Annotated in this window: 23 protein-coding genes; 12 read left to right on the top strand and 11 right to left on the bottom strand. The window is 71.3% G+C overall.

Going from position 1 to position 22,463, the window contains the following annotated elements; all coding sequences use genetic code 11:
* Positions 1-20: 20 nt before the first annotated feature.
* Complete coding sequence (locus tag ACIQCJ_RS21950) at positions 21-791, top strand: EI24 domain-containing protein (RefSeq protein ID WP_355344783.1); 771 nt, start codon at positions 21-23, stop codon at positions 789-791.
* A gap of 78 nt (positions 792-869) precedes the next feature.
* Here the strand turns inward: ACIQCJ_RS21950 and ACIQCJ_RS21945 are convergent, their stop codons facing one another.
* Complete coding sequence (locus tag ACIQCJ_RS21945) at positions 870-1,592, bottom strand: SGNH/GDSL hydrolase family protein (RefSeq protein WP_402712269.1); 723 nt, start codon at positions 1,590-1,592, stop codon at positions 870-872.
* A 453-nt stretch (positions 1,593-2,045) separates the two neighbouring features.
* Between ACIQCJ_RS21945 and ACIQCJ_RS21940 the strand changes: the two genes are divergently transcribed.
* Both ACIQCJ_RS21940 and ACIQCJ_RS21935 read left to right on the top strand, forming a co-directional pair.
* A complete protein-coding gene (locus ACIQCJ_RS21940; RefSeq protein ID WP_188285125.1) occupies positions 2,046-2,540 on the top strand; it encodes a DUF3145 domain-containing protein in 495 nt (164 codons plus the stop codon).
* A gap of 56 nt (positions 2,541-2,596) precedes the next feature.
* Positions 2,597-3,490, top strand: a complete 894-nt coding sequence (locus ACIQCJ_RS21935) for an NAD(P)-dependent oxidoreductase (protein WP_402712268.1) — start codon at positions 2,597-2,599, stop codon at positions 3,488-3,490.
* A gap of 202 nt (positions 3,491-3,692) precedes the next feature.
* Here the strand turns inward: ACIQCJ_RS21935 and fabF are convergent, their stop codons facing one another.
* The 5 genes from fabF to ACIQCJ_RS21910 form a co-directional block, all read right to left on the bottom strand.
* The gene (gene fabF / locus ACIQCJ_RS21930; protein ID WP_401715246.1) at positions 3,693-4,961 is read right to left on the bottom strand and encodes a beta-ketoacyl-ACP synthase II; all 1,269 of its coding nucleotides are present in this window, start codon (positions 4,959-4,961) and stop codon (positions 3,693-3,695) included.
* 79 nt (positions 4,962-5,040) lie between these two features.
* Complete coding sequence (locus tag ACIQCJ_RS21925; RefSeq protein WP_355344795.1) at positions 5,041-5,289, bottom strand: acyl carrier protein; 249 nt, start codon at positions 5,287-5,289, stop codon at positions 5,041-5,043.
* Between the two features lie 70 nt (positions 5,290-5,359).
* Positions 5,360-6,370 carry a ketoacyl-ACP synthase III gene (locus ACIQCJ_RS21920; protein ID WP_355344798.1) on the bottom strand — a complete coding sequence of 337 codons (1,011 nt, stop codon included), beginning with the start codon at positions 6,368-6,370 and terminating at the stop codon, positions 5,360-5,362.
* Positions 6,371-6,383: 13 nt separating this feature from the next.
* Positions 6,384-7,334, bottom strand: coding sequence for an ACP S-malonyltransferase (locus tag ACIQCJ_RS21915; protein ID WP_355344801.1), 951 nt, complete (start codon positions 7,332-7,334; stop codon positions 6,384-6,386).
* A gap of 89 nt (positions 7,335-7,423) precedes the next feature.
* A complete protein-coding gene (locus ACIQCJ_RS21910) occupies positions 7,424-8,629 on the bottom strand; it encodes a helix-turn-helix domain-containing protein (RefSeq protein ID WP_355344804.1) in 1,206 nt (401 codons plus the stop codon).
* A gap of 377 nt (positions 8,630-9,006) precedes the next feature.
* Between ACIQCJ_RS21910 and ACIQCJ_RS21905 the strand changes: the two genes are divergently transcribed.
* Positions 9,007-9,720: a pirin family protein gene (locus ACIQCJ_RS21905; RefSeq protein ID WP_402712369.1), complete on the top strand. Its 714-nt coding sequence runs from the start codon at positions 9,007-9,009 to the stop codon at positions 9,718-9,720.
* A gap of 18 nt (positions 9,721-9,738) precedes the next feature.
* Here the strand turns inward: ACIQCJ_RS21905 and ACIQCJ_RS21900 are convergent, their stop codons facing one another.
* Positions 9,739-10,590, bottom strand: coding sequence for a serine hydrolase domain-containing protein (locus ACIQCJ_RS21900; protein ID WP_402712267.1), 852 nt, complete (start codon positions 10,588-10,590; stop codon positions 9,739-9,741).
* Between the two features lie 133 nt (positions 10,591-10,723).
* On the opposite strand from ACIQCJ_RS21900, the gene ACIQCJ_RS21895 reads away from it, so the two are divergent.
* Both ACIQCJ_RS21895 and ACIQCJ_RS21890 read left to right on the top strand, forming a co-directional pair.
* On the top strand, positions 10,724-11,233 hold the full coding sequence (locus tag ACIQCJ_RS21895) for a MerR family transcriptional regulator (protein WP_355344813.1): 510 nt from the start codon (positions 10,724-10,726) through the stop codon (positions 11,231-11,233).
* The gene (locus tag ACIQCJ_RS21890; protein WP_391160185.1) at positions 11,233-12,255 is read left to right on the top strand and encodes an aldo/keto reductase; all 1,023 of its coding nucleotides are present in this window, start codon (positions 11,233-11,235) and stop codon (positions 12,253-12,255) included. The genes ACIQCJ_RS21895 and ACIQCJ_RS21890 overlap by 1 nt, the downstream gene beginning before the upstream one ends.
* Before the next feature lie 61 nt (positions 12,256-12,316).
* Here the strand turns inward: ACIQCJ_RS21890 and ACIQCJ_RS21885 are convergent, their stop codons facing one another.
* From ACIQCJ_RS21885 to ACIQCJ_RS21875, 3 genes are all read right to left on the bottom strand, one after another.
* Complete coding sequence (locus ACIQCJ_RS21885) at positions 12,317-13,069, bottom strand: DUF4429 domain-containing protein (RefSeq protein ID WP_391047353.1); 753 nt, start codon at positions 13,067-13,069, stop codon at positions 12,317-12,319.
* Positions 13,070-13,107: 38 nt separating this feature from the next.
* The gene (locus ACIQCJ_RS21880) at positions 13,108-13,461 is read right to left on the bottom strand and encodes an MmcQ/YjbR family DNA-binding protein (protein ID WP_355344822.1); all 354 of its coding nucleotides are present in this window, start codon (positions 13,459-13,461) and stop codon (positions 13,108-13,110) included.
* Between the two features lie 77 nt (positions 13,462-13,538).
* Positions 13,539-14,705, bottom strand: a complete 1,167-nt coding sequence (locus ACIQCJ_RS21875) for an alpha/beta hydrolase (RefSeq protein ID WP_355344870.1) — start codon at positions 14,703-14,705, stop codon at positions 13,539-13,541.
* Positions 14,706-15,109: 404 nt separating this feature from the next.
* Here ACIQCJ_RS21875 and ACIQCJ_RS21870 point away from each other — a divergent pair, with 404 nt between their 5' ends.
* Positions 15,110-15,376, top strand: a complete 267-nt coding sequence (locus ACIQCJ_RS21870; RefSeq protein WP_355344825.1) for a small hydrophobic protein — start codon at positions 15,110-15,112, stop codon at positions 15,374-15,376.
* Between the two features lie 109 nt (positions 15,377-15,485).
* Here ACIQCJ_RS21870 and aceE read toward each other — a convergent pair whose 3' ends face one another.
* The gene (gene aceE / locus ACIQCJ_RS21865) at positions 15,486-18,233 is read right to left on the bottom strand and encodes a pyruvate dehydrogenase (acetyl-transferring), homodimeric type (RefSeq protein WP_355344828.1); all 2,748 of its coding nucleotides are present in this window, start codon (positions 18,231-18,233) and stop codon (positions 15,486-15,488) included.
* Positions 18,234-18,644: 411 nt separating this feature from the next.
* Here aceE and ACIQCJ_RS21860 point away from each other — a divergent pair, with 411 nt between their 5' ends.
* The 5 genes from ACIQCJ_RS21860 to ACIQCJ_RS21840 all read left to right on the top strand — a co-directional run bounded on the left by ACIQCJ_RS21860 (position 18,645) and on the right by ACIQCJ_RS21840 (position 22,395).
* Positions 18,645-19,085 (top strand): DUF3052 domain-containing protein, encoded by a 441-nt coding sequence (locus tag ACIQCJ_RS21860; protein WP_188285110.1) that lies wholly within the window; start codon positions 18,645-18,647, stop codon positions 19,083-19,085.
* 200 nt (positions 19,086-19,285) lie between these two features.
* Positions 19,286-19,768: a redoxin domain-containing protein gene (locus ACIQCJ_RS21855; RefSeq protein WP_391047347.1), complete on the top strand. Its 483-nt coding sequence runs from the start codon at positions 19,286-19,288 to the stop codon at positions 19,766-19,768.
* A gap of 108 nt (positions 19,769-19,876) precedes the next feature.
* Entirely contained in the window at positions 19,877-20,452 is a 576-nt protein-coding gene (locus tag ACIQCJ_RS21850) for a TerD family protein (RefSeq protein WP_188285108.1), read from the top strand.
* Positions 20,453-20,570: 118 nt separating this feature from the next.
* Positions 20,571-21,146 (top strand): TerD family protein, encoded by a 576-nt coding sequence (locus ACIQCJ_RS21845; protein ID WP_355349942.1) that lies wholly within the window; start codon positions 20,571-20,573, stop codon positions 21,144-21,146.
* Between the two features lie 55 nt (positions 21,147-21,201).
* Positions 21,202-22,395 (top strand): DUF475 domain-containing protein, encoded by a 1,194-nt coding sequence (locus ACIQCJ_RS21840; protein WP_401304272.1) that lies wholly within the window; start codon positions 21,202-21,204, stop codon positions 22,393-22,395.
* Positions 22,396-22,463 lie beyond the last annotated feature (68 nt).

Genomic DNA, 22,463 nt, shown 5'->3' with positions numbered 1-22,463 from the left:
TTGTCCTCTAAGCTCCGCGCATGCGGGAGATCTGGGGTGGAGTGCGGCTGCTGTATCTGGGCCAGAAGTGGGCCGCAGGCCACGGGCGGGAGTGGCGGCTGGGGATGGTGCCCGCGCTGATCACGTTGGTCGGGTACGCGGCGGCGCTCGTGGCGCTGCTGGTGTGGACGGACGACATGGTCGCGTGGGCGACGCCCTTCGCGGATCACTGGGCGTCGCCGTGGTCCGGGGCGTTCCGGGGGCTGTTGGACGCGGTTGTGGTCGGGGGCGGGCTGCTGCTGGCGGTGATCTCGTTCACGGCGGTGACGCTGCTGGTCGGGCAGCCGTTCTACGAGACGGTCGCGGCGCGCGTGGACCGGGCCGAGGGCGGGGCGCCCGAGGGGCCCGAGCTGGGGCTGTGGCGGGAGTTGTGGGTCTCGACGGTGGACAGCGTCCGGGTCCTGGTGCGCGTCGCGGCCTTCGGGATCGTGCTGTTTGCGCTCGGCTTCGTGCCGGTCCTCGGCCAGACCGTGGTGCCCGCCGTCGGCTTCTGCGTCTCCGGCTTCTTCCTCACCCTGGAACTCGCCGCGGTCGCGATGCAGCGCCGCGACGTACCGCTGCGCGAACGCATCCGCGTCCTGCGGGCCCGGCTGCCGCTGGTCCTCGGCTTCGGCGTGCCGCTCGTCCTGGCCTTCCTCGTGCCGCTGGTGGCGGTCTTCCTGATGCCCGGCGCCGTCGCGGGCGCGACGCTGCTGGCCAGGGAAGTGCTGCCGCCGGGCGAGCCCGCCGAGGAGGGCCGGCCCGACGACTGAGGGCCGCCCCCCCCGCACCGTCCCCGCCCCCCGCCGCCGAAAAGGCCGGATCCCTCCGTGAAATGACCGGTTCCGCCCCTACGTCGGACTCGCGCCGAAGGCGACTCGGGCCAGAATCCTGGCCAGTTGGGCCTGCCCCCGCTCGTTGGGGTGGAACCAGTCCCAGCGGCTCAGGTCGTCCGTGCCGAAGGGGTACGCGAAGACCGCGCCGCCGTCGTAGCGGCAGCGCTCGTACTGTCCGCAGACCTGCCCGAGCACCTTGTTGTACGCGATCACGCGGTCCCGTACGGTGTCGCGGCGCTGTTCGGCCGCCGCGCTGTGCGAGTCCGCGTCGCGCAGCATCGAGGGGCACAGGCCGAGCTTCCAGACCTGCTTGCCCAGGACGTTGGTCCGCCCGACCGACCACAGCCGTTTGAGGTCGGGGATGCTGGCCACCAGCACCTGCGTTCCGGGCAGCACGCGGTGCAGATACGACAGCGCGCGGGCGAAGTCGGCCCGGAAGTCGGCGATCGAGGTCATCGCGGCGGCGGTGGCGGTGCACGCGTCGTTCGCGCCGATCAGCACGGTGACCATGGCGGGCCGGTGGGCCGCCGCGGCCTCGGCCTGGGCGGGCAGGTCGGCGACCAGGGCGCCGGACTGGGCGAGATTCCAGCTCCTGGTGGCGGGCACGGTCGCGGCCAGCCGGTGCGTCACGCTGTCGACCTTGTCGCGGTCGCCGGTGGACCACGACACGTCGGGGCAGTCCGACAGCGGCGAACAGGCGTCGAAACCGCGGGTGATGGAGTCACCGAGCGCGGCCACCGACGGCGGACGGACGTTCCAGGGGCGGGTCGGCGAGGGCTTCGGGGACGGGTCGCGCGGCCCCGAAGCGGAATGCGAGGTGTGTGCGGAGGGTTCACCCCGACCGCCGTCGGGCGGAGACCCGCTGACGGTGCATCCGCCCAGGAGAACGGCCCCTACGGCCAGTGCGAGGCCACGGCGCAGCATCGGTCGCATCCGGTGCTCCCCTCCGACGAGTGGGTGACATCTCGTACCAGCACGACGGTACGTGACTCCCTCAAGGACGCCGCACGGTAGCTTTTTCCCTGACACCCGGGCGAAAAGACGGGAGATCGGCGACTGCCGGGCGTCAAACGTAGATTGTTGTCCTGATTGTGGTGAATAGTGCAGAATGTCTAATGTTGCCCCGAGAGCAGCCAGTTCGGGTGTGAGGCCGCTGGGGAAGGCGAACCTCGTCCCACACTGGAGGTACCGGTGACGACACGTGGAGTTCTGTACGTGCACGCCGCACCGCGCGCGCTCTGCCCACACGTCGAATGGGCCGTCGCGGGCGTCCTAGGCGTGCGCGTCACACTGGACTGGATCCGGCAGCCCGCCTCGCCGGGTACCTGGCGCGCCGAATTCTCCTGGCAGGGAGAGCCCGGCACCGCGTCCAAACTGGCGTCCGCGCTGCGCGGCTGGCACCAACTGCGCTTCGAGGTCACGGCGGAGCCCTGCGCGACCGCCGAGGGCGAGCGCTACAGCGCCACCCCCGAGCTGGGCATCTTCCACGCCGTCATCGGCATGCACGGCGACATCCTGATCCCCGAGGACCGGCTGCGCGCCGCGATGCAGCGTGCCCGCATGGGCGAGGCGGACCTGGAGAGCGAGCTGTCCGGGCTGCTCGGCAAGCCCTGGGACGACGAGTTGGAGCCCTTCCGCTACGCGGGCGAGGGCGCCCCCGTCCGCTGGCTCCACCAAGTGGTCTAATCCCGTCGGCGGTACGTCGGCGCCCCGAGCGGGGCCGCGCGGCATAGCCTGCCGGTATGTCCGACACTCTCACCGTCGCGGTCCTCGGCACCGGAATCATGGGCGCCGGGATGGCCCGCAATCTGTCCGCCGCCGGGCACGAGGTCCGTGCCTGGAACCGCACCCGCTCCCGCGCCCAGCCGCTCGAAGCCGACGGCATCCGCGTCACCGACGACCCGGCCGACGCCGTACGCGACGCCGACGCCGTGATCACCATGCTCTTCGACGGGCCCTCCGTCCTGGAGGTGATGCGCGCCGCCGCGCCCGCCCTGCGCGAGGGCGTCGTATGGGTCCAGAGCAGCACCGTGGGGCCCGACGCGCTGGCCGAACTGGGCGCGCTGGCGGCCGAGACCGGAGCGCACTTCCTCGACGCGCCCGTCCTCGGCACCCGGCCGGTCGCCGAAGCCGGGGAGCTGACCGTACTGGCCGCGGGCCCCGCCGCCGCCCGCCCGGTCGCGGAACGGGTCTTCGACGCGGTCGGCCGCACCACCATCTGGCTCGGCGACGACGGTACGGCCGGGGCCGCCAGCAGCCTCAAGCTCGTCCTCAACACCTGGGTGCTGGCCGTCACCCACGGCACCGCCGAAGTCATGGCGCTCGCCAAGGGGCTCGGCGTCGACCGCGACCACATCCTCGAAGCCATCGGGGGCGGCCCCCTCGACCTGCCCTACCTCCGCGCCAAGTCCGCCGTCATCCTCAGCGGCGACTTCGCCCCCAACTTCACCGTGGACGCCGCCGCCAAGGACGCCGGACTCATCCTCGGCGCCGCCGACCGGCACGGCATCCGCCTCGACCTCACCGCCGCCGGGGCCGACCGCTTCCACCGCGCCTCCGCCCAGGGCCACGGCGACGAGGACATGGCCGCCTCGTACTTCGCGAGCTTCTCCGACGCCGACCCCGAAGCGAAGTAGCGCCCCTCTTTTTTTGCCGCCGTCTCGCCTCCGGGCGCTTGGATCCGCCCTTTGCTCGCCGGCGAACCCCACCGCGCCCTTTGGCTCGCCGGCTACCGGCGAACCCCGCCGCGCCAGTGCGCCCGGCGGTCCGACCTCACACGTGTGCCCCTGCCGGACCGACCGGCAGGGGCACACGTGTCACAGCTCAGCGGGCAGCGCCTCAGCGGTTCCAGGAGCGGAGCGCCAGCACCACGTTGTGGCCGCCGAAGCCGAAGGAGTCGTTGAGGGCGGCGATGGTGCCCTCGGGCAGCGGGCGGGCCTCGGCGCGGACGATGTCGGCGTCGGCCTCCGGGTCCGGGTCGTTGAGGTTGATCGTCGGCGGAGCGATGCGGTGGTACAGCGCGAGAACGGTCGCGACCGTCTCGATACCGCCCGCGCCGCCCAGCAGGTGACCGGTCATGGACTTGGTGGCGGAGATCGCCATGTGGTCCACGTCGTCGCCGAAGACCTGGCGCAGCGCCTTGATCTCCGCGACGTCACCCTGCGGGGTCGAGGTCGCGTGCGCGTTGACGTGCACGATCTCGGCCGGCTTCAGGTCGGAGTTGTGCAGCAGATTGGTCAGCGCGGCGGCGATGCCACGGCCCGACGGCTCCGGCTGGGTGATGTGGTGCGCGTCGGCCGAGATGCCCTGGCCGACCGCCTCGCAGTACACCCGGGCGCCGCGCGCGGTGGCGTGCTCCTCGGACTCCAGGACGATCACGCCCGCGCCCTCACCGAGGACGAAGCCGTCCCGCCCGGAGTCGTACGGCCGCGACGCGCCCTGCGGGTCGTCGTTGTTCTTGGACATCGCCATCATGTTGCCGAAGGCGACGATGGGCAGCGGGTGGATGGCCGCCTCGGTACCGCCCGCGACGACCACGTCGGCACGGCCGGTGCGGATCATCTCGATGGCGTAACCGATGGCCTCCGCGCCCGAGGCGCAGGCGCTGACCGGGGTGTGCACACCGGCCCGCGCGTTGACCTCGATGCCGACGTTCGCCGACGGGCTGTTCGGCATGAGCATCGGCACGGTGTGCGGGGAGACCTTGCGGACGCCCTGCTCCTTGAGCACGTCGTACTGGCCGAGGAGCGTGGTCACGCCGCCGATGCCGGAGGCGACGACCGTACCGAGCCGGTCGGGGTCGACCGCCGGGTCCTCGCCCGCCTTCGCGGTGAAGCCCGCGTCCGCCCACGCCTCACGGGCCGCGATCAGCGCGAACTGCGCGCTGCGGTCCAGCTTGCGGGCCAGCGGGCGGGGCAGCACCTCACCCGGTTCGACGGCGATCTGCGCGGCGATCCGCACCGGCAGATCCGCCGCCCAGTCCTGGTCGAGCGTGCGGACGCCGGACCGGCCGGCCAGCAACGCCTCCCAGGTCGACGCGCTGTCGCCACCCAGCGGTGTGGTTGCTCCGATACCGGTGACGACCACGGTGCGATTGGTCGGACTCACAGGAATTGTCTCTCCACGTCTAGAAGGGCGGGCGACAGTCGCGTCGTCCCGGTAGGGCTTTCTGGCGGGCGGGGCCCGGTCAGACCTGGGCGGCCAGGATGTAGTCGACGGCGTTGCCGACGGTCTTGAGGTTCTTGACGTCGTCGTCCGGGATCTTCACACCGAACTGCTCCTCGGCCGCCACGACGACCTCGACCATGGACAGCGAGTCGACGTCCAGGTCGTCGGTGAAGGACTTGTCGAGCTGGACGTCCTCCTGCGGGATACCGGCGATCTCGTTGACGATGTCGGCGAGACCGCTGACGATCTCTTCCTTGGTGGCTGCCATTGACGGCGCTCCTTGATGTGTTGCTGGGTGAGCGGCGTGCGGGACTGCGGCGCCGCGAGGGTGTGTGTGACTAAGGGAGAGTAACCACAGTTGCCGCGTAGACCAGACCCGCCCCGAAGCCGATGACCAGCGCGGTGTCGCCGCTCTTGGACTTGCCCGTGGCGAGCAGCCGTTCCATCGCGAGCGGGATCGAGGCGGCCGAGGTGTTGCCCGTGGTCTCCACGTCACGGGCGACCGCGACGTGGTCCGGCAGCTTCAGAGCCTTGATCATCGAGTCGATGATCCGCATGTTCGCCTGGTGCGGGATGAACGCGTCGAGCTGGTCGGCGGTGATCCCGGCGGCGTCCAGCGCCTCCTGGGCGACCTTGGCCATCTCGAACACGGCCCACCGGAAGACCGACTGGCCCTCCTGCGTGATCGCCGGAAAACGGACTTCCCCGGCGGGCGTGTCCCGGTAGACCTCCCAGGAGACGGTCTGCTTGATCGTCTCGGACTTCTCGCCGTCGGAACCCCACACCGTGGGGCCTATGGCGGGTACGTCCGAAGGGCCGACGATGACCGCGCCCGCGCCGTCGCCGAACAGGAAGGCCGTGGCACGGTCCTCCTTGTCGGTGAGGTCGCTGAGCCGCTCCACGCCGATCACCAGGACGTGCTTGGCGGTGCCGTCGGTGACCATGCCCTTGGCCAGCGTCAGGCCGTAGGTGAAGCCCGCGCAGCCCGCGGAGATGTCGAAGGCGGGCGGCATGCCCGCGCCGATCCGGTGGGCGATCTCGGTCGCGATGGCGGGGGTCTGCTTGAAGTGCGAGACGGTGGCGACGATCACGCCGTCGATGTCGGACGCGCTGATCCCGGCGTCCGCGATGGCCTTGCCGCCCGCGGCCAGCGACATCTCGGCGACGGTCTCGTCCGGACCCGCCCAGTGCCGGGTGGCGATCCCGGACCGGGACCTGATCCACTCATCCGTCGAGTCGATGTGCTCCAGAATGACCTCGTTGGGCACCACGCGGGTCGGCCGGTAGCCGCCGACACCGAGGATCCGCGCGTACGGCGCGCCCTTGCTCGGCCTGATCTTCGCTGTCATCTCTGCACGGCTCCTATTCGGCTGCGTCTACGGCTTCGGCGGGGGTGCCGTATTCGGCGACGAGGGCGCGGGCCGCTTCCAGATCGTCCGGCGTCTTCAGCGCGAGGGTTCGCACCCCGGGCAGCGCCCGCTTGGCGAGGCCGACGAGCGTGCCACCGGGCGATACCTCGATCATCGCAGTGACGCCGCGTTCCTTGAAGGTCTCCATGCACAGATCCCACCGAACCGGGTTGGACACCTGCGCGACGAGCCGCCGTACGATGTCCGCGCCGGACGCCACGAACCGGCCGTCGGCGTTCGACACATAGGGCAGCGCCGGGTCCGTGACGGCCAGCGAGGGCGCGAGCGCCTCCAGGGTCGCCACGGCCGGGGCCATGTGCTCGGTGTGGAAGGCGCCCGCCACCTTCAGCGCGATGACGCGGGCCTTCTCCGGCTTGTCCGCGGCCAGCGCCGCGAGCTGTGGCATGGTGCCGGCCGCCACGATCTGGCCGGCGCCGTTGATGTTCGCCGGGGTCAGACCGAGACCGGCGAGGTGGGCGAGGACCGTGTCCGGGTCGCCGCCGAGCACCGCGGACATGCCCGTCTCGGTGACCGCGGCGGCGTCCGCCATGGCCCGGCCGCGGGCCGCGACGAAGGTCATCGCGTCCTCGGCGGACAGCACCCCGGCCAGTACGGCCGCGGTGATCTCACCGACGCTGTGACCCGCCACCGCGTCCGGGGTCAGCGGGGAGGCCCCGCCGGTCAGTTCGCCCGCGGACAGCAGACCCGCGGCGACCAGCAGCGGCTGTGCCACCTTGGTGTCGCGGATCTCGTCCGCGTCCGCCTTCGTGCCGTAGTGGGCGAGGTCGAGGTTCGCCGCGGCGGACCAGCCGGACAGGCGGTCGGCGGCACCGGGGAGTTCGAGCCAGGGGGCCAGGAAGCCGGGCGTCTGCGCGCCCTGGCCGGGAGCGACGAGTACGAGCACCTTCACACTCTCTCTCGCGGACGGGGATGACCGCCCGTGGGGACAGGGACCAAGAACTGTCAGGCGATTTGTATGTGTCCAACAAAAGCTCAGTGCGTCCGGTCGGCGTCGGACAGTCGCCCCAGGATGAGCGCGATGCGCAGGGTGAACGCGGAGCGTACATCGGAGGGTGACCAGCCGGTGACATCGGTCACACGTCGGAGCCGGTAGCGAACGGTATTGGGGTGTACGAAGAGCATGCGGGCCGCACCTTCGAGGGATGACGCCTGCTCCAGATAGACACTCAGCGTCTCCAGCAGCGCCGAGCCCGCTTCCTCCAGCGGTCTGTAGATCTCCTCCACCAACTGTTCACGAGCGTAGCGGTCGCCCGCCATCGCCCGCTCCGGCAGCAGGTCGTCCGAGAGCACCGGGCGCGGTGCGTCCGGCCACGCCGCGCACGCCTTGAGTCCGGCCGCCGCCGCCTGCGCGGAACGCGTCGCCGTCAGCAGGTCGCCGACGACCGGGCCCGCGACGACCGGGCCCGCCGCGAACGGGCCGATCAGCGCCTTCGCCACCCGGATCGGGTCGTCGTCGCCGCCGGCGACCACGACCAGGCGCTCGCCGAGCACCCCGGTCAGCACCTGGAGCTTCGCGTGCCGGGAGGCCCGCCGGATCGCCTCGACCGTCAACTCGCTGTCCCCGGTGGGCGCGGTGCCGAGCACCACCACGATCTTGTCCGGCGAATTCCAGCCCAGCGCGGCGGCCCTGGACAGCACGCCCTCGTCCGCCTCGCCCGACAGCACCGCGTTGACCACCAGCGACTCCAGCCGCGCGTCCCACGCGCCGCGCGCCTCCGCGGCCTGCGCGTACACCTGCGCCGTCGCGAAGGCGATCTCCCGCGCGTACACCAGCAACGCCTCGCGCAGTACGCCCTCGTCGCCCGGGGCGGCGACCTCGTCGATCGCCGCCTCCATCACCTCGATGGTGGTCCGCACCATCTCCACGGTCTGCCGCAGCGAGATCGCCCGGGTCAGCTCGCGCGGCGCCGTGCCGAACACGTCGGTGCTGATCGCCTGCGGCGCCTCGGGGTGCCGGAACCACTCCGTGAACGCGGCGATGCCGGCCTGGGCCACCAGGCCGATCCACGACCGGTTCTCCGGTGGCATCGCCCGGTACCACGGCAACTGCGCGTCCATCCGCGCGATGGCGTTCGCGGCGAGCCTTCCGGCGGATTTCTCCAGCCGCCGGAGCGTGGCGGCATGGCTGCCGCGGCCTGTCTCTGCGGGAGGTTGCGGGCTTTGCGAGGGCTCGGGCACGAGGACAAGCCTGCCTTATCCCCTGCGGGGCGCGCTCCAGGGGTACGGCTTCGCCGCGCGAGACCCGGCCCCGCCGCGGGCCCGCCCCCCTGTACGTCCACCCTGCGCGGGGCCTGGTCTTTAGGGGCGCGGGGAACTGCGCGACAAGCCCCCACCGGCGGGTGGTCCGGAGACATCCGAACTGCCCCGCCGGGGCGGGTGGTGACCTGCGGGAGCGCGGCGGCTGGCCGCGCAGTTCCTCCCCCAACCTCCGGCCGGGGGTGCCACCAGCGCCCCAGACGGGGCACAGGTCGTCCGGACAGCGGGCCCACGCGGCGGCAGCCGCACGGGCAGGCCCACGGCCCGGCGGGGTGGGGTCTGGGTATCGTGGGGCGGTGATCGACGTGCGGCGGGCCGCGAGCAGGATGCGATCGGTGCCGGAGAAGGGCATCGTGACGCGGCACGCGTTCTCGTTCGGGGGTCACTACGACCCCGAGAACGTCCGGTTCGGCCTGCTGCTGGCGTGCAATGAGGAGAGCCTGGAACCGCCCGCGGGGTTCGGGGAACACCCGCACCGGGACACGGAGATCGTCACCTGGGTGGTGGAAGGCGAGCTGGAGCACCGGGACGAGGGCGGCGCGCCGCACCGCCTCGGCCCCGGCGGGCTCCAGCGGCTGAGCGCGGGCGGCGGCGTACGCCATGTCGAGCGCAACGCGGGCGGGACGCGGCTGACGTTCGTTCAGATGTGGCTGCACCCCGACACGTTCGGGGAGGCCCCGGCCTACGCGAGCGTGAGCGACCCGGCCCCGCCGGGCCCCGGTCTGACGCTGCTGGCCACGGGCGCCCCGGACGCGCCCCCGCGGGCGCTGCGGCTGCGGCAGCGCGCCGCCGCGCTGTACGTGGGCCGCCCGGTGACGGCGGACAGCGCGCCGCTGCCGTCGGCCCCGTACCGCTATGTGCATGTCGTCCGCGGCGGTGTGCGGCTCGGCGACGAGCTGCTGACGGCTGGGGACGCGGCCCGGATCACCGGCGCGGACGCGCTCACGGCGCGGTGCGAGGGCCCGGCGGAGTACCTGGTGTGGGAGATGCACGCCGAGCCGTCGTACGGCTGACCGCCCTCCCCGAAAGCCCTAGCGCAGCTCGGTCAGGACGGCGTCGGTGAAGCGCGGCCACAGCGGCACCGCCCATTCCCCGAAGTCGCGGTCGGTGAGCGCGACGCAGGCGGCTCCGGCGACCGGGTCGACCCACAGGAAGGTGCCGGACTGGCCGAAGTGGCCGAAGGTCGCGGGGGAGGAGAGGGCGCCGGTCCAGTGCGGGGACTTGGCGGCGCGGATCTCGTAGCCCAGGCCCCAGTCGTTGGGATTCTGGTGGCCGTAGCCCGGCAGGACGCCCTTGAGGCCGGGGAAGACCACCGAGGTGGCGGTGGCCACGGTGGAGGGGTGCAGCAGCCGCGGGGCCTGGAGCTCGGCGGCGAAACGGACGAGGTCGTCGACCGTGGAGACACCGTCGGCGGCGGGGGAGCCCGCGCCGGACAGACCGGTGGCGGCGGGGGAGCCCGCGCCGGACAGACCGGTGGCGGTCATGCCCAGCGGTTCGAGCACGGCCTGCCGCAGATACTCCGCGAAGGGGATGCCCGCGGCCTTGGCCAGGTGCTCGCCGAGCACGTCGAAGCCCGCGTTGGAGTACAGCCGCCGGGTGCCGGGCGGCGCCGTCACCCGGTCCTCGTCGAAGGCGAGCCCGGACGCGTGCGCGAGCAGGTGCCGCACGGTGGAGCCCTCGGGACCCGCCGGGTCGTCCAGTTCGAAGACGCCCTCCTCGTACGCCACCAGCGCCGCGTACGCGGTCAGCGGCTTGGTGACCGAGGCGAGCCGGAACCGCTGTCCCGTCGGCCCGTGCGACCCGGCCACCGTCCCGTCCTGCCGCACCACGGCCGCCGCCGCGTTCGTCACCGGCCACTGCTCGATCAGGCGCAAGCTCTCCATGCGTGCGAGCTTAAAGCGTGTCCGTGCCGCGCTTCGGGGCGGGACCGGAGCGAGGCCGGGGCGGGACCGGAGCGGGCCCGGCGCGCGGAGCCCACTTGCTTGGAGTGCACTCCAAGGTCTTAGCGTGGAGGGTATGACGGTCGTGCAGGTGGCGAAGAGCAAACCGAGTAATACGACGAGCTGCGCGGATGACGACGGGCACCTGCGGCCCGACGGCCAGGACCAGTACACGATCAGCGAGGTGGCCGCCTTCACCGGCCTCAGCGCGCACACCCTGCGCTGGTACGAGCGGATCGGCCTGATGCCGCACGTGGACCGCTCGCACACCGGCCAGCGCCGGTTCACCAACCGCGATCTGGACTGGCTGGCCTTCGTCGGCAAGCTGCGGCTGACCGGGATGCCGGTCGCCGACATGGTCCGGTACGCCGAGCTGGTGCGCAGCGGCGACCACACGTTCCCCGACCGGCAGGCGCTGCTGGAGTCCACCCGGCTGGACGTGCTCCAGCGGATCGCCGAGCTCCAGGACACCCTGACGGTCCTCGACTTCAAGATCAGCACGTACGCGTGCTCCACCGTGCAGGACCCCGCGCCGCGGACCCCCGCCGTGCGGCACCCCGCAGTGCAGGAAAGGACAGGCGCCTGATGAGCGACGACACCTCACGTATCGCCACCACGACCCTCGGCACCGAAGGACCCGCGGTCGGTGTCCAGGGGCTGGGCTGCATGGGCATGAGCGAGTTCTACGGCGACACCGACGAGGCCGCGGCCCGCGAGACGCTGGAGACGGCGCTGGGCGTCGGCGTCACCCTCTACGACACCGCCGACATGTACGGGATCGGCGACAACGAGGAGTTCCTGGCCCCCTTCGTCAAGGCGCACCGCGACGAGATCGTCCTGGCGACGAAGTTCGCCAACGAGCGCAAGCGCGACGACTCCTCGTACCGGGCGATCCGCAACGACCCGCCGTACATCCGGCAGGCCGTCGAGGGCAGCCTGCGCCGCCTCGGCACGGACGTCATCGACCTGTACTACATGCATCGGCGCGACCCGGCGGTCCCGCTGAGCGAGTCGGTCGGCGCGATGGGCGAGCTGGTCACGGAGGGCAAGGTCCGCTGGCTGGGGCTGTCCGAGGTGACCGGCGCGGAGCTGCGCGAGGCGCACGCGGTGCACCCGATCAGCGCGATCCAGTCGGAGTGGTCGCTGTTCAGCCGGGACGTGGAGCAGTCCGCGGTCGGCGCGGCGGCCGAACTGGGCATCGCCTTCGTGCCGTACTCGCCGCTCGGCCGCGGCTTCCTGACCGGTTCGTTCACCGACGCGGCCACCGAGCTGGGCAGCGGCGACTTCCGGCAGAGCCAGCCGCGCTTCACCGGCGAGAACGCCCGGCGCAACGCGGACCTGCTGGCGCCGGTCCGCGCCGTCGCCGAGGCGCACGGCGCGACCCTCGGCCAGATCGCGCTGGCCTGGGTGCAGCAGCGCGCCGCCGTGCACGGCCTGCCGGTGGTGCCGATCCCCGGCACCCGCAAGTCCGCCCGCGTGCTGGAGAACACCGCGGCCACCCGGATCACGCTCACTCCGGCCGAGCTGGAGCTGCTCGAACCGATCGCCGCGCAGGTGGCGGGCGACCGCTACCCGGACATGAGCAGTACGTCGGCGGCGCGCGAGTAGCCGTACGGATTCAGTCACACACGGCGCTACACGGCGCCACCCGCCCGCGTACGACCGCGCCCTACGGCTGCGGCCGTACGCGGGCGGACTTGATCGCGGCGAGCACCGCCGCGGCGAAGGGCAGCGACTCGTGCACGGGTCCGTAGCCGAGGCCGAAGACGACGGCGGCCGGGTCCTGGTCGGCCTCGCCGGGCTGCTCCTGCCGGTCGGCGTCGCGGCGCAGCAGCCGCAGATGGCCGTGGAGGAGTTCGGGCGAGCGCCAGTCGAGGCCGCTGAGCTGTTCCACCGGGAAGCTCTGGTCGCCCGCTTTCCACTTCGCGGACGACGCGCCCGTCCAGAACCAGCGGAAACTGACGGTGCGGCCGTCGAACAGCGCCTTCGCGTCGTACGCCTTGAAGGAGCGCGGCGCCGCAGGTGGGGCCACGAGGAAACGTTCCGCCGGGCCGTCGTCGAGGCTGTGCCGCACCTGGGGGCCGAGCAGGGGGCGCAGCTCGTCCCGGTAGTACTCCGCGAGCGTGCGCGACTGCGCGGGCAGCACCAGACGGTACGGGTCCGCGCTCTCCTTGAGCTGGCCGCCGGCCGCCTCGATCACCGGATCGGCGCCGGGCCTGGGCAGCGCCCGCAGGACGACGGTGCCGCGCCGCCCGTCCAGCAGTTCGATCCCGTCCAGCGCCTCATGCGGAATCCGGCGTTCCCCGAGGGCCTGGAGAAACCTCACGCCCCGTACGCCTCTGCTGTACCGGATCACCACCGCTTCTGGTTCGAACTCCCATTCAGCGTTGTTTCCGGCCAGCACATCACCCATACGGGCCATCGTAAGCGGCCTCCCGCTTGGCGGTACCCCGTCAGGAACTACGCGCGTCCCGCGGCCTCGTCGAACTCCTTGACCAGGCGGCGCGGAGCCGTGCGGCGCCAGGCCTCGGTGAGGAGTTCCGCGAGCTCGTCCGGGTCGACGGAGTCCAGGGCGGCGCGCACCCAGCCGAAGCGGCCGACGTAGGGGGCGGGCGAGAAGGTGCCGGGGTCGGCGGCGATCAGCTCGGTCTGATCCTCCTTGGACGCCTTCAGCGACACATGGGCGCCGTCGGGGTTGCCCATGGCGAAGATCTTCTCGCCGACCCGGAAGGTGTGCTCGCTGCCCCAGGTGATCTGCCGGTGCGCTCGCGGCAGCGCCAGGGCGCTGTCCGCGAACTCCTCGAAGGTGGCCATGCGGCCAGCGTAGGGCGGCCCTGTGACAGCCCGCCCCCGCAGCCCGCCCCCGGCCGGGCCGAGGCCCGGCCCGTCCCTCAGGCGAGCCCCGAGGTGCAGCCCTCGTCCGCGTCCTGACAGGCGACCGCCGCGTAGTTGCCCAGGGCGATCTGCGTGAAGTTGGCCAGGCTGGTGGTGCCGGGCGCGAAGTAGCCGGGGTGCCCGCTGGCTCCGGCGGCGCTGATCACCCGGGCGCCGAAGGAGTCGTTGACCGGGTCGGCGCCGTGGCCGAGCCCGGCGATCTCCAGGTGCGGCACATCGCTGATCCAGTCGGAGCTGTCCCGCGCCGCCCACACGTGCGCCGACGTGTGGAGCTGCGAGGCGCGCTGCACGCGCATGCCGGGACTGCCGAAGACCGTGATGTCGGAGACCGAGCGGCCCGGCAGGTCGGGGGCGGCCACCCCGCACAGCACCGAGCCGTAGGAGTGGCAGAAGAGCGACACCTCGGCGTGCTGCGGCAAGGCGCTGAGCAGCGCGTTCAGCCGGGTGGCGCCGCGCTCGGCCATGTTGCCCGTCGAGGCGTCCAGGCCGAGCCCCGTCGGCGTGGTGTAGTCCGCCCACGCGATCACGGCCGTCCGCACGCCGGGGTCGGCGGCGCGCTCCGCGTCGTACAGCGCCGTCGCCATGCCGACCGGGGCCGCGTACGACTTGGTGGCGCGCTCGAACGTGAGCAGGTTGGTGTCGACGCCGGGGACGACGACGGAGACCCGCTTGGCGGCCTTCAGGTCGCCGAAGACCTCCGCGACCCGGCCGGAGCCCGTCGGGTCGAAGGAGAGGATCTGCCGGTGGCCGCTGAGCAGCGAGGTGTAGCGCGCGGCCCGCCGCGCCGCGTCGATCCGGCCCGCCACGGTGAACTGGTCGCTGTGCGAGCGCGCGGTCTCCGCGGTGCGGGCCTGCTCGATGGCCGCGTGGTTGGCCCGGTAGCGCAAGGTGAGCGGCGCCCCGTTGAGATTGCCGACGATCAGCGGGTACCGCTCGGTGAGCGCGAGCCGCTGGCCGCCGGTGAGCGACGCGAAGAAGCGCGCGATCGTCCGGGCGCCGCTGTCGGGGTCCGGCAGCTTGTGCGAGGCGATGGTGCCGTGCCGCCAGGACGACAGGGCGGCGGCCCGCGGGTCGCCGGCCCCGCCGGGGCGCAGCGCCGTCCAGCCGGTGGTCGCCAGCATGATGAAGACGACCGACAGGGCCAGCAGGGCGCGGATCGACATGGGGCTCAGTCGCGCTTCGAGAAGGCTCACTCGCAGATGCCTCGCGGATTCGTCCCGGGTTCAACCGGGCGGCGGGGATATGGGGGCGGGAGGTGGGGCGTCAGGTGCTGTGGGGCAGTACGTGCGGACAACGGCGTCCCTGGGCGCGGCTCCGCGGTCCAGCGTAGAAGACCCGGACGGGTGGCCGGGTCAAGGGTGAGTCAGATCACGTTTGGAAACGGAATGATCTGACCGGAGGTTACGCGGCTGCCGCCAGTCGGACGCACCCCCCGGTGCCCGCCTCCCGCCGGAAGGCACTCACAAGGCGATACGCGGCCGGTAGGCGGCCTCCGCGCGGCATAGCGGTGCCCGCAGCGGGCAATCGAACCGGCAGGACCCGAGGACGGGACCCCGAGGAGGGAACCATGGCTCGACGTTTCGCCACGACCGAACGCTCCCGCGGCACCCGAGTCGAAGTGGAGCGCACCGGCGGCAGGCTCGGCATCATCGGAGTCATCAGCGCGGTCGTGGGCTTCTTCGTCCTGGGCATCGTGTTCGGCCCCGTGGCGGTCGTCTGCGGCTGGCTCGCGATGGGCCGCCGCTGGAGCGGCCGCAAACCCCTGCTGGCCCTGATCGCGCTGTTCCTCGGCGCGCTCGACACACTCATCGCGCTGCTCTACGTGGCCCAGTAGCCCCGCCCGCGCCGCGCGGGCGTACGAACGGCCTCCGGGCCGAGAGGGAGAGCCCTCTCGGCCCGGAGGCCGTTGTCGTGCGGAGCCCGAGGCGAACCCGAGAGCCGAACTACGCGTCGCCGCCCGCCGCGCCCGGGTCGGCCGAGGCCACGTCCAGGAGCTGGTAGCGGTCGACGGCCTGCTTCAGCACGGACCGGTCGACCTTGCCGTCGCGGGCCAGCTCGGTGAGGACCGCCAGGACCACCGACTGCGCGTCGATGTGGAAGAAGCGACGGGCCGCGCCACGGGTGTCCGCGAAGCCGAAGCCGTCCGCGCCCAGCGAGGAGTACGTGCCGGGCACCCAGCGCGAGATCTGGTCGGGCACCGCCCGCATCCAGTCCGAGACGGCCACGAACGGCCCCTCGGCCCCGGACAGCTTGCGCGTCACGTACGGCACGCGCTGCTCCTCCTCCGGGTGCAGCAGATTGTGCTCCTCGATCGCGACGGCCTCGCGCCGCAGCTCGTTCCAGGACGTCGCGGACCATACGTCGGCCCGTACGTTCCAGTCCTCGGCGAGGATGCGCTGCGCCTCGACCGCCCACGGCACCGCCACACCCGACGCCATGATCTGCGCGGGGATCGTACCGGCCTCGCCGGTCTTGAAGCGGTAGATGCCCTTGAGGATGCCGTCCACGTCGACGTCCGCGGGCTCGGCCGGGTGCTGGATCGGCTCGTTGTAGACGGTGAGGTAGTAGAAGACGTCCTCGCCCGGCTTGCCGTCCGCGGTCTCGCCGTACATCCGGCGCAGACCGTCCTGCACGATGTGCGCGATCTCGTAGCCGAAGGCGGGGTCGTACGCGACGCAGCCGGGGTTGGTGGAGGCCAGGAGCTGCGAGTGGCCGTCCGCGTGCTGGAGGCCCTCACCGGTCAGCGTGGTGCGGCCCGCGGTCGCGCCCAGCACGAAGCCGCGCGAGAGCTGGTCGGCCATCTGCCAGAACTGGTCGCCGGTGCGCTGGAACCCGAACATCGAGTAGAAGACGTAGACCGGGATCAGCGGCTCGCCGTGCGTGGCGTACGCCGAGCCCGCCGCGATCAGCGACGCCGTACAGCCGGCCTCGGAGATGCCGTCGTGCAGCATCTGCCCGGTCGGCGACTCCTTGTACGCCAGCAGCAGCTCGCGGTCGACCGACTCGTACTGCTGACCCATCGGGTTGTAGATCTTCGCGCTCGGGAAGAACGCGTCCATGCCGAAGGTGCGGTACTCGTCGGGGGCGATCAGCACGAAGCGCTTGCCGATCTCCTTGTCCCGCATCAGGTCCTTCAGGACGCGGACGAACGCCATGGTGGTGGCGATCGACTGCTGGCCCGAGCCCTTCTTCGCGGTCGCGTACGTCTTCTCCGGCGGCAGCGGCAGCGGCTTGGCCCGCACCACGCGCGTGGGCACGTAACCGCCGCACGCCTTGCGGTGGTCGTGCATGTACTGGATCTCTTCGGAGTCCCGGCCGGGGTGGTAGTACGGCGGGTAGCCCTCGTCGAGCCGCTGGTCGGTGATCGGCAGGTGCAGCCGGTCGCGGAAGCGCTTGAGGTCGTCGACCGTCAGCTTCTTCATCTGGTGCGTCGCGTTGCGGCCCTCGAAGTTCGGACCCAGCGTCCAGCCCTTGATGGTCTGCGCGAGGATCACCGTCGGCTGGCCCTTGTGCTCCTTGGCCGCCGTGTAGGCCGCGAAGACCTTGCGGTGGTCGTGGCCGCCGCGCCCGAGGTGCAGGATCTGCTCGTCGGACATGCCTTCGACCATCTTGCGCAGCCGCTGGTCGTCGCCGAAGAAGTGCTCACGGATGTACGAACCGGTCTCGGTCGCGTACGTCTGGAACTGGCCGTCCGGGGTGGTGTTCATCTTGTTGACCAGCAGACCGTCGCGGTCCTGGGCCAGCAGCGGGTCCCAGGAGCGGTCCCAGATCAGCTTGATGACGTTCCAGCCGGCGCCGCGGAACTGCGACTCCAGCTCCTGGATGATCTTGCCGTTGCCGCGCACCGGGCCGTCGAGGCGCTGGAGGTTGCAGTTGACGACGAAGGTCAGGTTGTCCAGGCCCTCGCGGGCGGCGATCGAGAGCTGGCCGAGCGACTCCGGCTCGTCCATCTCGCCGTCGCCGAGGAACGCCCACACGTGCGACGTGGAGGTGTCGGCGATGCCGCGCGCCTCCATGTAGCGGTTCATCCGGGCCTGGTAGATCGCGCCCAGCGGGCCGAGGCCCATCGAGACGGTCGGGAACTCCCAGAAGTCCGGCATCAGCCGCGGGTGCGGGTAGCTGGAAAGGCCGTTCGGCGCCTTCGACTTCTCCTGGCGGAAGGCGTCGAGCTGCGCCTCGCTCAACCGGTCGAGCAGGAAGGCGCGGGCGTAGATGCCGGGGGAGGCGTGGCCCTGGAAGAAGATCTGGTCGCCGCCGAGGCCGTCGTCCTTGCCGCGGAAGAAGTGGTTGAAGCCCACGTCGTAGAGCGAGGCGGAGGAGGCGAAGGTGGCGATGTGGCCGCCGACGCCGATCCCGGGACGCTGGGCGCGGGAGACCATGACCGCCGCGTTCCACCGGGTGGCGTTGAGGATCTTGCGCTCGATCTCCTCGTTGCCCGGGAAGAACGGCTCGTCCTTGGTGGCGATGGTGTTCACGTAGTCGGTGCTGCGCATCTCGGGCACCGCGACGCGCTTCTCGCGCGCGCGCTCGATGAGGCGGAGCATCAGATAGCGGGCCCGCTCACGGCCGCGCTCGTCGATGGCCGCATCGAGCGAGTCGAGCCATTCCGCCGTCTCCTCGGGATCGAAATCCGGGACCTGGCTGGGAAGGCCGCCAATGATGATCGGGTTGCGATCGGATCCGGAAGCCACGCTGTTCCTTCGCTGCTAGGTGGAGCTCTGCTGGGTCGCGCCGCCTCCATCGTGTACCGCGTCGTTCGATACGTCATCTCTACCGAGCGGTAACCGCAGCTCATGAGCCGCGCGGCCCCAGGGCCGGTGGTCGGCCGGGAGCCTCCCGGCCTGAGGTTGGGGGAGGCCAAACCTGAACTCTACGCCCAGTCGCTCGTACGACCGACTCGCGGCTCCAATCACGCACAACACCGGCAAACCGCCGTGATGTGCGTCACCATTGAGTGTGCGGGTTGCGGTGACACGGTCGAATCGTCACCGTTTCGACGGTCTCGTACGCCGGGTACTTGCGCGATCCGCCCAGCCCGTGTGGACTACCGCCAATAACCCGCACAGGCGCGGGCAGATTTTCCCCATGACAGGAGGCAAAGCGTGAGCGCGACCGCGGACCACGCGGAGGAGCGGACCAACCCGGCGAGCCGGCTTGGTTTCGAGCCCGGACAGGTGGTCCAGGAGCTCGGGTACGACGAGGATTGCGACCAGGAGCTTCGAGAGGGTATCGAGGAGCTCACGGGCGAGGAGCTCGCCGATGAGGAGTACGACGACGTGCCCGACGCCGTCCTGCTGTGGTTCCGCGAGGACGACGGCGACCTCACCGACGCACTCGTCGACGCCACGTCGACGGTCGACCCCGGCGCCCCGATCTGGCTCATGACCCCGAAGACCGGGCGTGACGGCCACGTCGAGCCCAGCGAGATCGGAGAGGCCGCGCAGACCGCGGGCCTCGCCCAGACCAGCAGCGTCAACGCCGCCAAGGACTGGACCGGCAGCCGTCTCGTGACACCCAAGACGGCCCGCGCGGGGAAGCGGTAGCTTTCCCGGCACCGGCGGCCCGCCGCAGGGGTTGCGCCCCGCGGCCGTCCGCCGCCCGTCACACGCTGGCCGCGCGGTTCCCCGCGCCCCCTCGGGGGAGCGGGGAACCGCGCGCTTGGCCCACCCTGTGTCGCGGCCCTGCGGCGGTCGCGACGGCCGCGCCGGGTCCCGCGCCTCCCCCGAGAAGGGACGCCCGCGCGATGAGCGAGATCAGCGCAGCCCACGAGATCCCCGCGGTCGGCGCCCCGGCACCCGACTTCGCCCTGCCCGACCAGCACGGCCGTACCGTGCGCCTGGCCGACTTCCGCGGCCGGAAGAACGTCGTGCTGCTCTTCTACCCCTTCGCCTTCACCGGCGTGTGCACCGGCGAGCTGTGCGCGCTGCGCGACGAGCTGCCCGCGTTCCAGAACGCGGACGTGCAACTGCTCGCCGTCTCCTGCGACTCGATGCACTCGCTGCGGGTCTTCGCCGACCAGGAGGGCCTGGACTACCCGCTGCTGTCCGACTTCTGGCCGCACGGCGCGGTCTCCCGCGCCTACGGCGTCTTCGCCGAGGACAAGGGCTGCGCCCTGCGCGGCACCTTCGTCATCGACAAGGAGGGCACCGTGCGCTGGACCGTCGTCAACGGGCTGCCGGACGCCCGCGATCTTCACGACTACGCAAAGGCGCTCGAATCGCTGTAGACCTCGGGAACCCGTCACTAAGCTCGGCACGTTGATCCGGCACCAGCGCAGGATCTGTGCACGCGTACGCCACGCACACAGCACGCACGAACCGATTTGGGAGGACTCGTGGGAGTCAGCCTCAGCAAGGGTGGCAACGTCTCGCTGACCAAGGAGGCGCCGAATCTCACGGCCGTCGTCGTCGGTCTGGGCTGGGACGCCCGCACCACCACCGGCAACGACTTCGACCTCGACGCGAGCGCGCTGCTCACCAGCGACCAGGGCAAGGTGCTCTCCGACGCGCACTTCGTCTTCTTCAACAACCTCACCAGCCCCGACGGCTCCGTGGTGCACACCGGTGACAACCTCACCGGTGAGGGCGAGGGCGACGACGAGGTCATCAACGTGAATCTGGCCGGTGTCCCGGCCGATGTCGCGAAGATCGTCTTCCCCGTCTCCATCTACGAGGCCGAGAGCCGCCAGCAGAGCTTCGGCCAGGTGCGCAACGCCTACATCCGGGTGCTCAACGCGGCGGACCAGCGCGAGCTGGCCCGCTACGACCTGACCGAGGACGCCTCGACCGAGACCGCCATGGTCTTCGGCGAGCTGTACCGGCACGGCGCGGAGTGGAAGTTCCGCGCCATCGGCCAGGGCTACGCCTCGGGACTGCGCGGCATCGCCCAGGACTTCGGCGTCAACGTCTGATCGCGGTGCGGCGCCCGGCCACCGGGCGCCGCCCGTCCCTGGCGGACCCAGGACCCAGGGCCCACCCAGCACCCAGGACCCACCCAGCACACCCTGCGACGGGGAGGAACGAAACACGATGGGCGTCACGCTCGCCAAGGGAGGCAATGTCTCCCTCTCCAAGGCCGCGCCGAATCTCACCAAGGTGCAGATCGGTCTCGGCTGGAGTTCCCGCTCGACCACCGGAGCCGACTTCGACCTGGACGCCAGCGCGCTGCTCTGCGGCAACGGCCGGGTCCTGGGAGACGAGTTCTTCGTCTTCTACAACAACCTCAAGAGCCCGGAGGGTTCCGTCGAGCACACCGGCGACGAACTGGTCGGCGGCACCGGCGGTGACGACGAGACGATCCTGGTGGACCTGAGCCTCGTCCCCGAGCGCGTCGACAAGATCGTCTTCCCGGTCTCGATCTACGACGCCGACGCCCGTTCCCAGACCTTCGGCCAGGTCAGCAACGCGTACATCCGGGTGCTCAACCAGGCGGACGGCGCCGAACTGGCCCGTTACGACCTGACCGAGGACGCCTCGACCGAGACCGCGATGATCTTCGGCGAGCTCTACCGCTACAGCGGCGAGTGGAAGTTCCGTGCGGTAGGTCAGGGGTACGCCTCCGGACTGCGCGGCATCGCCCTAGACTTCGGGGTCAACGTTTCGTAAAGCCGCGTACCTCGCGGGGGTCCTCGTGATCATCAGGGAAATAGGTAGGTAGCTCGTGCTCCTCAGAACATTCGGCTGGTCGTTCGGCATCACTGCCGCCGGCCTCGCCCTGGCCGGCGTCCTCTGGGGCTGGAAGGGCCTGGCCATTGTCGCGATCCTGTCGGTCCTCGAGATCTCACTCTCGTTCGACAACGCGGTGATCAACGCGGGCATCCTCCGCAAGATGAATGCCTTCTGGCAGAAGATGTTCCTCACCATCGGCGTGCTGATCGCCGTCTTCGGCATGAGGCTCGTCTTCCCGATCATCATCGTCGCCATCACGGCCAAGCTCAGTCCGTGGGAAGCGGTCAGGGTCGCGATCAACGACCACGACCGCTACGAGGCGCTGGTCACCGGCGCGCACCCGGCGATCGCCGCCTTCGGTGGCATGTTCCTGCTGATGATCTTCCTCGACTTCATCTTCGAGGAGCGGGAGATCACCTGGCTGGGCTGGCTGGAGAAGCCGCTGGCCAAGGTCGGCAAGCTGGACATGCTCTCCGTCGTGGTCGCGCTGGTCGCGCTGCTCGTCGCCGCCACCACCGTCGCCACCGGCGTCCCGCTGCACGGCGGTCACGGCACCATCGACAAGGGTGAGACGGTGCTGCTGGCGGGCGTCGGCGGCCTGCTCACGTATCTCATCGTCGGCGGTGTCTCCAGCTTCTTCGAGGAGCGGCTGGAGGACGACGACGAGGACGGCGCGGACGACGAGGACGGCGCGGAAGCGGGCGGAGCGGAGCCCGTCGCGGCGAAGAGCGGCAACGGCGTCAGCACCGGACAGGTCGTGGGCCTGGCGGGCAAGGCCGCGTTCTTCATGTTCCTCTACCTCGAAGTCATCGACGCGTCCTTCTCCTTCGACGGTGTCGTCGGCGCCTTCGCGGTCAGCAACGACATCTTCGAGATCGCGCTGGGTCTCGGCATCGGCGCGATGTACATCAGGTCGCTGACCGTCTTCCTGGTCCGCAAGGGCACCCTGGACGACTACGTCTACCTGGAGCACGGCGCGCACTACGCGATCGGCGCGCTGGCCGTCATCCTGCTCGTCACGATCAAGTACGACGTCAGCGAGGTCATCACCGGTCTGGTCGGCGTGGTGCTGATCGCCGCTTCGTACTGGTCCTCGGTGGTACGCAACCGCCGACTCGGGGAAGACTCCGGGCAACCGGACGGTGACAAGGACGACGACAAGGCGGAAGTCGCGAGCGGGGTCTGACCCCGGTCGCGCCAGCGCTGCCCCCGCCGTCCGGCGGGGGCAGCCTCATGTCAGGGGAGGGCGAGGGC

It is taken from the genome of Streptomyces sp. NPDC093221 (assembly GCF_044753885.1).
Taxonomy (GTDB): domain Bacteria; phylum Actinomycetota; class Actinomycetes; order Streptomycetales; family Streptomycetaceae; genus Actinacidiphila.
The sequence above is the reverse complement of the archived record's forward strand: the minus strand, read 5'-3'. Positions and strand labels throughout refer to the sequence as shown.